We start from the raw sequence: 13,231 nt of genomic DNA, 5'->3' as shown, positions 1-13,231 counted from the left end.
TGATCTAATTTAGATTAATATATCCAGTTTGAATCCATGAATCACCAGTATATTTAAAAGTTTGAAGAGACTTAGTGATTCCTAATGTTTCATTTGCTGCATTTAGTGCAGATTGATCATAAGATTCATTTGTTGCTTTACCTTCTTCATTTACTTCAACAGTATCAATAACTTCATATTCCTCATCAGGAGTTGTAATTAAGAATATTTCATCAATTGATTCTAACATCGCTAATTGCTTTTTATTAACAACACAATCAAATTGACCATTAATATGTTTTTTCATCTTAAATTCGGTTCCGAAATTTTCAGAGATTATTTTTTGAAACTCAAAGTCAGATAGATCAAAATCTATATAAATTCTAACCTCAATTAATTCATTTTCTTTTAATAAAGGATATTTTTTCTTAGCTTTACGTACAAGTTTTTCAGTTTTTTTAAATTCTTTTGATTCAGATTTTAAATTTTCCTTATCTTTTGAAGTAGCTTGTACTTTAATTTCCTTAAAGTTAACATTTCTACTTGATTTATTTAACTTTATAGATTTAATTTTCTTTTCATCATACTTAAAACTTTTAGTATTTTCAGCATGTAGTAATATAGATGAAAAACTCAAACTAAGTATTATTGCTAGTGTTAGACATAAAAATCTTCTTTTCACACTCTAAACCTCCTAAATCAATTCAATAAAACAAATAATACATATTATAACATAATATGTATTATTTGTTTTATGTTTTTTATCTATTTCATTAAATCACAATGTTTTATAAGTTTCATGTATCAGTATTATAGGATATAATAATAAAGAATAAGATTACACATGGGTAGGTGGATTCTATGGAGCAAGAACTTTCAAGAGAAGACTTTTTAAGAAAATATCCTTATGCAGAAGCAGAGATTATAAATAATAATATTGATTTAGATGTTTTAAATGATATATATAATGATTACAATATCTATAAAGAGACCTATGAAAGACAAGCCGATTTTATAGCAAATACTTTAAGAACACACAACAAGATTCATAGTGTAAAGTCTAGAGTAAAGAGTTCAGTAAGGTTAATTGAAAAGATTATTAGAAAGACTCCTGAGAGAAAAGAAAAGTATGGAGATGACTTTCAATTTACAGTTGAAAATTATAAAAATGAAATCAATGACCTAATAGGAATAAGAGCTATACATATTTTTAAACAAGATTGGGAAATGATACATGAGTTTATCCTAAATACATGGAAGGTTATTGAGATAACTGCAAATGTAAGAGATGGTGATGATACAAAGAGGTTTAAAGATCTTGATATACAGATTAAGTCTAGACCATCAGGGTACAGATCAGTTCACTACCTTATAGAGTTTTATCCAACCAATGAGAAGGTTATAGCTGAGATTCAAGTTAGAACAATATTTGAGGAAGGATATGGGGAGATAGATCATCAATTAAGATATTCTCATAAGGAAATTCCAGAAGTATTGGCTTCAAATTTGCTTCTATTTAATAGGATTGCAGGAAGTGCAGATGAAATGGCATCTTTAATAAATTTACTTAACAAGAATTTATGTGAGATGGAAAGCAGCTATGAAAAAATAATACAAGAAAAAGATGAAGAGATAAGAAGACTTAAAGAAAAACTTAATGAATAAATTTTGATTAAACCATGTTGAACATGGTTTTTTTGTTTTTAATAAATTTTCAGCCTAGATTTCCTTTCTTGATGGCTATGGGATTCCCCTAAGATACGTGTGATTTAGGAATAATTCTTAGTGAATTATGGATTCATTTAGTATTGTTGGCATATTTAAGGGTGAATATTGCGAATATTCTAACTTGAAAACAATTAAGTAATTGAAATAAAGTCAATAAATTTAATTAAAAGTGCTAAAAATATTAGAAACAAATTCATGTGGAAGAATAAAATTAGTTGAGTAAATTATTCTTGTAAAATCACTGAATTCTAAAGCTTCAAAAATCAAAAGAGAAAGGAAACTAACTATGAACTCAAGAAATAAGCGGTTGATTTCTATACTAGTACTTATAGCATTTTTTATTACAAACCTACCAACAGCTGTACTAGCGCAAGAAGTTAATAAAAAAAAGGTAAGAGCTATAGAACCAGTTCTTGAAAAGAAATCAAGAGCATACAAACCAGTTAAAATACTTTCAGAGGAAAAAGATAAACGGGAGAAGAATGTTAAGTATTTTCTAAGGGAGGATTATACTTATGAGGCAGCAATTTATCCTTACGCAGTACATTATAAGAAAGACAATAAATGGGAAGATATTGATAATACACTTATTGATGGAACAGATGAAGAGAATAATCCAATCTTAGAAAATAAGGCCAATGATATAAAAATCAAAATAGCTAAGAAAGCAGACTCTAAGAAGTTAGTACGTATAAATAAAGATAATTATGAAGTATCATGGGGGAATTTAGAGGGCTTGTTTGGTAATAAAACCACAGATATTAACTCTGTCCAACCACAAAAGGTTGAGAAGGATACCCCAGAGGATAAGAGAAGTTTATCAAATGTTACTTCAACAGTAAAATTTGCTAACATTTACCCAGATGTAGATTTAGAGTACATAACAAGGTCAGAAGATATAAAGGAAAATCTAATAATTAAGAATAGAATTGAAGCTCCAGTATTCAAGTTTAGTCTTAATACTAAAAACTTAACGCCTATTTTAAAAAATGATAATACTATAGTATTTAAAGATATTAATGATAACACTAAAGAAGTTTATAGAATGAGTGCATCTCATATGTTTGATGCTAATAATGCATTTAGCAATGATATTGATGTTACATTAAAACAAGTTAATGGTGGATATTTATTAACTCTAAAGCCAGATGAAGAGTGGCTTAATGCTGCGGAAAGAGCTTATCCAGTAAAAATTGATCCAACAGTAATAACATCAACTGATGTAACTGAGATATATGATAGTTTTGTTGGGGAAGATCTTCCAGATACTAACTATGGTACTGCACATTTACTCGAAACTGGATATGGAAGCGTTACTGGAAGAACAAGATCTTACATAAAGTTCACTCTTCCAACTGAAATAAAAACAGGGGATATGATTGTTAGTGGAGATTTACGATTAAACTTGAATCAAAACACAAGTACTGAGCGACAAGTAAATGCCTACAGAGTACCAACAGATTGGCAATCTCAAACTATAAAGTGGAATAATCAACCAATAACAGGGGGAACAGACTTAAGTACTTTAAAAGTTGAAGATTATCAATTAGTTCAAAGTACTTCTAATGTTTATTCATGGAATGTAACTTCTTTAGTTAGAGAGTGGTATACAACTGGAAATAATTTTGGTGTTATGCTTCAGAATGAGAATGAAGGACCAAACAGTGGATACGTAGAGTTCTTTTCTTCTGATATAAGTGGCATATATGAATATTCGAGACCACTTATTATAATTCAGTATGTAAATCATTCCGGGATTGAAGGGTATTGGACGTATCACTCTCAGAGTATTGGAAGAGCAGGAACAGGATATGTTAATGACAATAATGGAAACCTAGTATTTACTAATAGTGGAGTTGCAACAGGTGGATTAAGAATGCCTGTATCAATTGGGCATGTTTTTAACAGCAATGATAGGGATATAGATATAGGATATGGTAATGGGTGGAGGCTTAACTTAAGTCAAAGGGTGGAAAACAAGACTATTGGATTAGATACTGGTTATGAATATACAGATGAAGATGGAACAAGGCACTTTTTAAAGTATAATGAAACAAAAAATGCGTACATAGATGAATCAGGTTTAAATATTTCAATGACCATAGATTCACAAAGCACATTAGAAAGATATGTAATTAAAGATAAATCTGAAAATATGCTTAAGTTCACATCTTCAGGATATCTATATAAAATTGTAGATAGAAATGGGAATCAAGTTACATTGAGCTACAGCGGAACAATCCTTTATTCAGCAACAGATGGAGCTGGGAAGGTTGTTCAATTTACAATTAGTAATGGTAAAGTAACAGAAATAACAGACCCAGCAGGAAGAAAAATAACTTATTATTATACAGGAGATAATCTAACAAAAATTACTTATCCTGATGGTAAAGAGTCAAATTATACTTATGATGTCAATAATAATCTTATAAGTGCAGAAAACTTTGATGGTTATAAGGTAACGTATGAATATTATGACATAGCTCCATATAAAGTTAAAAAGATAAGTGAAAGCGGAAAAGATGATAATGAACAGGTAGTTGATGGAAACTATTTAGAGCTAAAATATGGATATAATACAACTGCTTTCACTGATAACAATAAAAGACAAAATATTTATCAATATAATGATTTTGGAAACACAAAAAGTGTTAGGGATAACTACGGAAATGCTTTTTACTATGATTATGGAACAGAAGGTAATGAAACTAATAAACTTAAATTATCTTCTAAATTACAAAAACCTATAATGAATCACCTTAAAAATCATAATGCAGAAACAAATGATATATGGTTAGAAGATAAATGGGGTAATTCTTCAGGAAGTGCATCATTTGATAATACAATAAAGTATATTGGTAATCAATCCTTAAAAGTTAATAAAACAAACGATGATGATAGACATTATATGAGTCAGAGATTAACTTTAGAAAAAGGTAAAGAATATACTTTCTCTGCTTATGTTAGAACAGAAGGTGTAGGTGAAGGTACGTCTGAACAGGGTGCTGCAATCTTCTTGACTTATCAAGATGCTACAGGAGCATGGCAAACAGTCGAAAGTAAGAAGGTATCAGGCACAACAATATGGCAACAGTATGAAGTAACTCTTAACTTTCCGTCAGATGCTTTTTCAAACACAGTTTACACTAGAGTCGGTATAATCGGAGTACAAGGAACTGCCTATTTTGATGCATTACAACTTGAAGATGGAACATTAGCAAATAGATATAATCTTTTAGAAAATAATAATTTAACCTATGGGGAAACATTACCAGAATATTGGGTTAATAATACATACTTGGAAAGCAGCGATATTCTAACAACAATCACTGATGATACTTACCCATCAATTTTAGGAACTGATAAAAAAGTATTGAAAATAGATGGTAAAGCAGATAAACACAAAGGTTTATATCAAAAGGTCAATGTATCAGGTGATTCAGGTGACGTCTTTGTTATATCAGGATGGGGAAAAGCTGATTCCGTATTTTTAACACAGGATACAAATGTAGAGAGAAGATTTGCACTCTGTGTAGGAATTGAACGTAATGATGGTACTTTCCAGTGGGATTTCAAAAGCTTTAATGAAGATTATTCAGAATGGCAATATGTATCTGGAATGACAATTGCGGATAGTGCATATAAAAGTGTCTATTATTTTGCTCTTTACTATGAAAATGAAAATCTAGCTTACTTTGATGGACTGCAGTTATATAAAGAAGTGTTCGGTCAGAGTTATTCTTATGATGACGAAGGTAATATTGTTTCAACTGAGGACTTAGCAAAGTCAGAGTCAACCTTTGAATATAACACAGAAAATGAATTAATAAAAACACTAACACCTAAAGGTGGAAAATTCACATATACTTATGACGATAATCATAATGTGTTGACTGCAACAACAGCTGAGAATGTAGTTTCTACATTTACTTATGATCAATATGGAAATCCTAAAAAAACAAATGTTAGCAAAACAACAACATCATTATTTATAGAATCAGAAGCATCATATTCTTCAGATGGAAACTATATTGAAACAGTAACAGATCCTTCGGGAAACACAGTGAGTTATGTATACAATAAAAAAAGAGATAATCTTGATGTTGTTATTGATAATGACGGAAATTCAGCACTATCAATCTATGATGATATAGATACCTTAGTAGAAAACTATGGAATAGATGCAAAGGATAAACGTGAAGTATTTCCACTTAAAGGGAGCACAACAGGAAGTAAGGGTACAGTTCCTATAGCTGATGGAAGTACCTTTGTAAAAGATGAAAACGGAAAAGAAGTTCTTAACATAATAGATGGAAATCCATTAACTTATGATTTCTCACTAAACAAAAACTCAGGATTAATGAGTATGTTCCTTAAAACATCTGGTACAGGAACAAGATATTTAATATCTTCAAATGGAAGCGATAATGAAATGTTAAACGTCTACATTGATGGAGATAACAAAGTTAATGCAGCAGTAAGAGGAGCAGATAATAGTTGGAACACAGTTGTAACAACAGAGGATGTTATTAATACAGACCAATGGTATTCCTTATCAGTAAAATGGCAACTTGAAGGAAGCGAATTAAACATTGACTTATTCTTAAATGGAATAGGGACTAGTGGAAATACAACTGACTTTAAGGATTTTAGCAATCTTGGTGTTACAATAGGAAGCTATGTTAATGGAAGCTATTCAATAAATGGTAATATTGATCAATTAATTTATTCAAGTGAAGCATTAAGTGATAATGATACTACTAAAATTAATACTGATGGAAGAGGAAATTATTTAGAGGAGAACTATGTAGGAAATAAGTATACTTATGAAGATGACAGAGTTAAATCAATTAAACATAATGATGTAATCTATAACTTCTCATATGATGCATTTGGTAACGTAACAGAAGTAAAAGTGGGAAATCAATCATTAATACAGCATACTTATGATGATAACAATGGTAAGTTAACAGGTTCAACATATGGAAATGGAAACTCTATAAGTTATAAATTTGATGATGAAGAAAGAGTAAAAGGTGATAAATTTAATGGTGAAACAGAGCCTACTTACGAATATGAGTATGATGCTAATGGTAATCTAGGTAGACATATAGATAATGAGAATGGTATTACTTATAGATATCTCTATGACCTAGCAGACAGACTAGGAAAAGTTGTCGATTCTCAAGGAAATAGTACAGTATATAATTATGACATAGAATCTAATCTGGAAAGCATAGTTCAGAAAATCAACAACAACATGTATACTACAAGTTACGTATACGATAAAGATAATAAGCTTACAGATATGAATTACGGCGATAATAAAATAACATATACTTATGGTGATGATTTAGAGAGATTAAAAAAGAAAAGTATTTCAACTGATGGAGGAACAACATCAATTTATGATGTAACCTACAGTTATAAAAGTGGCAAAGTTACAAACTCAACAACAAATATAATAAATGAGATTTCAAATAATGGTGCTGCATTACAGTACACATATGACAGTCTTGGAAATATCAAAACTGTAACAGATAGCAACAACAGAACAATTGAATATTTCTACAATTATTTAAATGAGCTTGTAAGAGAAAATAACAAAGTATTAAATAAAACAATAATTTATAATTATGATAAAGGTGGAAATATATTAAGTAAAAGTGAATATGAGTACACAACAGAAGAAACACCACCATCATTAATAAAAGAATATAGTTATCAGTACACTGATTTAAACTGGAAAGATAAACTAACCAGCTTTGATGGAAAAGGAATAACATATGATGCAATAGGAAATCCTCTCACTTATGATAACTACACTTATACATGGCAAAAAGGGAGACAGCTAGGGGGAATAAGTGGGAATAACAAAAATATTACCTTTAAATACAACTCTAGTGGTATAAGAACAGAGAAAGACGTAGATGGTGTTAAAACAAAGTATCTTCTTGAAGGAGATAAGGTGGTATTTGAATCAAATGGTACTGACAATATTTATTATACTTATTCTTCAGGTGGAAAATTAGTAAGTATGAACCTAAATGATAGTGAGTACTTCTATATAAGAAATACCCAAGGAGATATTATTGGACTTATTGATGAAACCGGTGTTGAAGTAGTAAAATATACTTATGATAGTTGGGGTAAGTTAATAAGTATAAAAGATAAAGATGATAATGATGTAACTAATGATAAAACTGATGTAGGATATAAAAATCCATATAGATATAGAGGATATAGGTATGATACCGAGACTGGGCTGTATTATCTTCAAAGCAGGTACTATAACCCCGAGTGGGGTAGGTTTATTAATGGGGATGTTAAGTTTGAAGGTAATTTGTTTATATATTGTGATAATAATCCTATTAATAAGTATGATCCTAGTGGACACATTCCAGTATGGTTAGCTACTTCGTTAATTAGTGGAGCTATTGGAGCAGTTGTCTCAGCAGGCATAACTGCAGCTCAAGGATTAGTAACTGGAAATTTCAGTATGAAAGAAGTTTTAATATCAGGAGCCACTGGATTTGTATCTGGTGCATTAATGCCATTTTTGGGTGCGACAAGAATAGGCGCAGGTATTTTAGGTGCCACAACAAGTATAGTAGGAACTATTTGGAGTAAAGGAGCAGAAAATGTTACTAAGAGAGATGTAGCTGAAAGTGCATTAAGTGGTGTTATTGCATCTCGTATTGCTGGCCCTAGCCCTAAGGCTCCAAAAGTTAGTAGACGTTATGGATTAGGAGAAATAATAACAAAAGATATTCACTCAATAAATAAGAGTTATGCTGTAAAAAGTTTCACTAAATCTATAACCACTTCAAATGCATTAACGCGGAGCGCTGTTGCTTCTCCAATAGGAGGTTTTATAGGACCCATGCCATTTGAAATTTATGATTTGGGAGAGAGCTTACTTAAATTACCTCTATCACCTGGAAAGTATGACTTAATTGATATGGGATTTTCTATGGGCTAAAAGTATGCAATTGAAAATTTTATATTTTTAATTTGATAAAACAAAAATATTAATGTGAATAAAGCTAGTGTTTGAGGTGAGATAATGAATTTTGATATTCCCTTACATCCTACTGGGCAAATAATACTCATTTTTATAGTTTTGTATGGTGTGCATGCATTGAAAGCAACACAATATGGATATAAACATTATATAAAGATAAATAAATTTTCTAAATACTTATGTGGATTTTTCTTTTATGATGATGATAAATTTACTCTTTTTAGTGTTATTGGTCAATTAGGAAATATAATAATAATCATAATCTATATAATTATTTCTATAGTTGTAGACAAAATAATTGCATATTTAATAACTATGACTTTTTATGGTATATATATTATTATTGTTATAGTAATATTTGGATTTATAGAAGAAAAACGATAAATAATATAATCATAAAAAATATTTTAAGAAATTCAAGTTTTTATAAAAATTGCACAATGTTATTGTATTTAAACATATTACTCAGAAACACCCATGCAATAACGCATGGGTGTTTTAATAGTCTGAGGTATATTCTTGTATGAATATATCTTTAATAATTAAAAAGTTAAATGAGAAATATAAACTTAATAATTTTGATGAAAAAGGAATAACAAAAATATTACTTTTAAATACAACGCTAGTGGTATAAGAACAGAGAAAGACGTAGATGGTGTTAAAACAAAGTATCTTCTTGAAGGAGATAAGGTGGTATATGAGTCAAATGGAACAGATAATATATATTTACACGTATTCTTTAGGTGGAAAGTTAGTAAGTATGAACCTAAACGGTATTGAGTACTTCTATATAAGAAATACCCAAGGAGATATTATTGGACTTATTGATGAAACCGGTGTTGAAGTAGTAAAATATACTTATGATAGTTGGGGTAAGTTAATAAGTATAAAAGATAAAGATGATAATGATGTAACTAATGATAAAACTGATGTAGGATATAAAAATCCATATAGATATAGAGGATATAGGTATGATACCGAGACTGGGCTGTATTATCTTCAAAGCAGGTACTATAACCCCGAGTGGGGTAGGTTTATTAATGGGGATGTTAAGTTTGAAGGTAATTTGTTTATATATTGTGATAATAATCCTATTAATAAGTATGATCCTAGTGGACACATTCCAGTATGGTTAGCTACTTCGTTAATTAGTGGAGCTATTGGAGCAGTTGTCTCAGCAGGCATAACTGCAGCTCAAGGATTAGTAACTGGAAATTTCAGTATGAAAGAAGTTTTAATATCAGGAGCCACTGGATTTGTATCTGGTGCATTAATGCCATTTTTGGGTGCGACAAGAATAGGTGCAGGTATTTTAGGTGCCACAACAAGTATAGTAGGAACTATTTGGAGTAAAGGAACAGAAAATGTTACTAAGAGAGATGTAGCTCAAAGTGTACTTAGTGGTGTTGCCGCTTCGGTTATTGCAGGTCCTAGTCCTAAGTCACCAAAAGTTAGCAGAGGTTTTGGGGTCGGAGGAATAATATCAAAAGATATTCACTTATTAAATAAGAGCTATGCAGTAAAAAAATTCACTAAAGCTATAACTACGACAGAAGCATTAACTCGGGGTGCTGTTGCATCTCCATTAGGAAATATTATTGGTCCTAAATTGTATGTTGGCGGATATAAACTATTTGAATTTGGAAAGGATATACTTAGTAACAAAACTAAATTACCTTTAAATCCTGGTAAATATGACCTATTTGATATGGGATTTTCTATTAGTTAATCTTATGATTGATAGTATGTGTAACATATTGAAATAAAAATAAAATCAAATATATATCACTAAGAGGTAACAAAATGAATCTTAATAGTAATATAAATGTAACTGCACAAGCAATGTTTTATTTTATGATTTGGTATGTTGTTTGTATAATAAAAGCTAGACAACGTGGGTATAAAATTTATATAAAAATAAGTCATTTAATTAAATTTATTTTTGGTTTTTTCTTTTACAAAGATAATCAGTTTACATTGATAAGTATTGTAGGGCAGATAGGAAATTTTATAATTCTAATAACTTATATAATAATATCACTAACTTTTAACAATGTATATGCATCAGAAATACTCCATATGCTGTATGTAGTATATTTCATTATATTTTTTATAATAGAATTTAAAAATACAAAACGATAAATGAGATAATTACAAAATAAATTTTTATAGGAAATAATCAATGTAGGTATTAAAGATATATTCTTGAATGAATATGCCTTTAATACTTATAAACATAAATTCAGAAAGATAAACTAACTAGCTTTGATGGAAAAGTAATAACCTATGATGCAATAGGAAATCCTTTAACTTATGATAACTACACTTATACATGGCAGAAAGGAAGACAGCTGGGGGAATAAGTGGGAATAACAAAAGTATAACCTTTAAATACTATGCTAGTGGTATAAGAACTGAGAAAGAGGAAAATTAATGATAATACTTGATAATTTAGATAAGTATAGAAGAGGTAGAGTATGGATTGATGAGTTGCCCAATATGAGTTATGACGTAATTCAACAGCTACACTCATTTATTGAAATTAAATCAAATAGTGAAATTCAAGCTGCTAATTTAGCTTTAGAATTATCATTACCACGTGGTGCTAGTAATTATGCATTAGTAGGCTTAAGATACACACCTACTAAAAATAAAGTTGTTGAAATAAAAGTAAACGTAAGTCGTAATACTGGAGAAATCATAAATGATAACATTGCATCTCAAATAGACCAAGTTCACGTTGGTATTCCATTGGAATACGCTAATGTGGTTCTGAATACTGCTAGAAGTGTTATACAAGAAATAAATGATTACCCTTCAGGTATTATAGAATTCAATTTAGGAGCACATGGTTTAATAGGGTCGAGCCAAGTAATTTTTTCAAAGATAACTAGTATTATCATAAAATTACTTTGTAAAAATCCAAGTATTATGTCTTCAGAAGCAATAAAGAATGAGATTTTTGAGCTACTAAATCAAGAGAAATAATTGGTTATAATATGGGAAAATTACGACAAAAATCTTTCAATACTTACTGAATTATTAGCAATGCAGTAAGTATTGAAAAAATTATAGTAAATTCAGTCGCACAAGGTATCCCTCGTTAGGACCCATGAGGTGTCAACAAAATATGAACGAAAGTAGTTGAGATAATCTCAACTACTTTTTATATGACAGGGATTTATATAAGCGAAGTCTTGCAACTTTGATCTTTTAACGAACAGGAACAGTACCCAGAGTGGGGCAGGTTTGTTAATGGGGATGCTATTTATGAAGGTAATTTGTTTATATATTGTGATAATGATCCTATTAATAGAATTAAGGGGTATTTCGCCTAATAATAAAAATATAACTAAATATATGAAAGCAGCAAGACAGTTTGCAATAGATTATATAGATAATCAAATATCAAATGAAATATTAAATTGGACTGGAAAATAGTAAAGGAGGTATATTGTATGGGAATTTGGGGTCCCAAATTATATCAGGATGATATAGCAGAAGATGTGAGATATGAGTACAAAGATCAATTGAAACGAGGTAAAACAAATGAGGAAGTAACTGAAGAGTTAATAAATTCTAATGAAGAAATTATTCTAGATGAAGATGAAGCACCAGTATTTTGGTTTGCATTGGCAGATACCCAATGGAATTTAGGTAGACTTTTGCCTCATGTAAAAGAAAAAGCTATCGAATATTTAGATGATGGTTCAAATTTGAATAAATGGAAACGAGAAGGGGGGAGTGAAAAAGAGTATAAAACTAGGGAGAAAGTTTTACGAGAATTAAAAGAGAAGTTACTATCACCAATGCCAGAAGAAAAAAAAATATCTCAGTATAGATTGTATAAATGTCAATGGAATGTTGGAGACATATTTGCATATAGATTAGAAAGTGAGATAGCAAAAAAAGCGGGATTATTTAATAGGTATTTATTGATTAGAAAAGAGTCTGAAAATATTTGGCACCCAGGTCATGTAATTCCAAATGTATATATACAAATAACAAATGATACAGAGCTCCCAAAGACTAAGAAAGAGATTTCTGAATTAAGATATGTTAAAAGTTTTAAATCTACAGAACAAACTAAGTATTTGTTTGCAATGATTTCTACGTCGAAAAGAATGATTCCAAATGATAGATTGGAGTTTATTGGGAATTATACAGATTTGCCAACACCGAAAGATGAATATATTCCAATGGATGGGATTGAAATATATGGGGTGTTTTGGCGTGAAATTGAAGATATTGTTATAGATAGATATTTAACTCTTTAGCAAAAGTGGTGATTATTGTAAATAAAAGATTAAAGAACCGAAAGGTTCTAGGAATTAAAGGCATATTCTAGGATGAATATGTCTTTAATATTTATAAAGAATAAATGATAAGGATAAACTAACCAGCTTTGACGGAAAAGGAATAACCTATGATTCGTGGGGAAAATTAATTTCTATTGATGGTAGTATTTAATTATTAATATATTAAAAAATAAAAAAGGAG

At 29.8% G+C, this 13,231-nt stretch carries 9 protein-coding genes; 8 read left to right on the top strand and 1 reads right to left on the bottom strand.

The annotated features are described in order from the left end of the window. Nucleotides 1-4: 4 nt before the first annotated feature. A complete protein-coding gene (locus OW730_RS00835; RefSeq protein WP_271227285.1) occupies nt 5-661 on the bottom strand; it encodes a hypothetical protein in 657 nt (218 codons plus the stop codon). A gap of 179 nt (nt 662-840) precedes the next feature. Here OW730_RS00835 and OW730_RS00830 point away from each other — a divergent pair, with 179 nt between their 5' ends. The 8 genes from OW730_RS00830 to OW730_RS00795 all read left to right on the top strand — a co-directional run bounded on the left by OW730_RS00830 (nt 841) and on the right by OW730_RS00795 (nt 13,008). After that, nucleotides 841-1,644 (top strand): RelA/SpoT domain-containing protein, encoded by an 804-nt coding sequence (locus OW730_RS00830; protein ID WP_271227284.1) that lies wholly within the window; start codon nt 841-843, stop codon nt 1,642-1,644. A gap of 349 nt (nt 1,645-1,993) precedes the next feature. After that, the gene (locus tag OW730_RS00825; protein ID WP_271227283.1) at nt 1,994-8,689 is read left to right on the top strand and encodes a DNRLRE domain-containing protein; all 6,696 of its coding nucleotides are present in this window, start codon (nt 1,994-1,996) and stop codon (nt 8,687-8,689) included. An 84-nt stretch (nt 8,690-8,773) separates the two neighbouring features. Further along, nucleotides 8,774-9,115: a hypothetical protein gene (locus OW730_RS00820; protein WP_271227282.1), complete on the top strand. Its 342-nt coding sequence runs from the start codon at nt 8,774-8,776 to the stop codon at nt 9,113-9,115. Nucleotides 9,116-9,437: 322 nt separating this feature from the next. Further along, nucleotides 9,438-10,460: an RHS repeat-associated core domain-containing protein gene (locus tag OW730_RS00815; RefSeq protein WP_271227281.1), complete on the top strand. Its 1,023-nt coding sequence runs from the start codon at nt 9,438-9,440 to the stop codon at nt 10,458-10,460. 74 nt (nt 10,461-10,534) lie between these two features. Beyond that, nucleotides 10,535-10,873 carry a hypothetical protein gene (locus OW730_RS00810; RefSeq protein ID WP_271227280.1) on the top strand — a complete coding sequence of 113 codons (339 nt, stop codon included), beginning with the start codon at nt 10,535-10,537 and terminating at the stop codon, nt 10,871-10,873. A 291-nt stretch (nt 10,874-11,164) separates the two neighbouring features. After that, on the top strand, nt 11,165-11,719 hold the full coding sequence (locus tag OW730_RS00805) for a hypothetical protein (RefSeq protein WP_271227279.1): 555 nt from the start codon (nt 11,165-11,167) through the stop codon (nt 11,717-11,719). Between the two features lie 282 nt (nt 11,720-12,001). Beyond that, nucleotides 12,002-12,172: a hypothetical protein gene (locus OW730_RS00800; protein ID WP_271227278.1), complete on the top strand. Its 171-nt coding sequence runs from the start codon at nt 12,002-12,004 to the stop codon at nt 12,170-12,172. Nucleotides 12,173-12,189: 17 nt separating this feature from the next. Beyond that, nucleotides 12,190-13,008 (top strand): hypothetical protein, encoded by an 819-nt coding sequence (locus OW730_RS00795; protein ID WP_271227277.1) that lies wholly within the window; start codon nt 12,190-12,192, stop codon nt 13,006-13,008. Nucleotides 13,009-13,231 lie beyond the last annotated feature (223 nt).

This window comes from Oceanirhabdus sp. W0125-5 (assembly GCF_027938815.1).
Taxonomy (GTDB): domain Bacteria; phylum Bacillota; class Clostridia; order Clostridiales; family Clostridiaceae; genus Oceanirhabdus.
Note: the sequence above shows the minus strand (reverse complement) of the source record. Positions and strands in the feature narration are given on the sequence as shown.

Bases quoted from the DNA above. Each gene is read 5' to 3' on its own strand.
- OW730_RS00825 (WP_271227283.1), top strand. From the start codon at position 1,994: ATGAACTCAAGAAATAAGCGGTTGATTTCTATACTAGTACTTATAGCA.
- OW730_RS00800 (WP_271227278.1), top strand. From the start codon at position 12,002: ATGAAGGTAATTTGTTTATATATTGTGATAATGATCCTATTAATAGAA.
- OW730_RS00815 (WP_271227281.1), top strand. From the start codon at position 9,438: ATGGAACAGATAATATATATTTACACGTATTCTTTAGGTGGAAAGTTA.
- OW730_RS00805 (WP_271227279.1), top strand. From the start codon at position 11,165: ATGATAATACTTGATAATTTAGATAAGTATAGAAGAGGTAGAGTATGG.
- OW730_RS00830 (WP_271227284.1), top strand. From the start codon at position 841: ATGGAGCAAGAACTTTCAAGAGAAGACTTTTTAAGAAAATATCCTTAT.
- OW730_RS00820 (WP_271227282.1), top strand. From the start codon at position 8,774: ATGAATTTTGATATTCCCTTACATCCTACTGGGCAAATAATACTCATT.
- OW730_RS00795 (WP_271227277.1), top strand. From the start codon at position 12,190: ATGGGAATTTGGGGTCCCAAATTATATCAGGATGATATAGCAGAAGAT.
- OW730_RS00810 (WP_271227280.1), top strand. From the start codon at position 10,535: ATGAATCTTAATAGTAATATAAATGTAACTGCACAAGCAATGTTTTAT.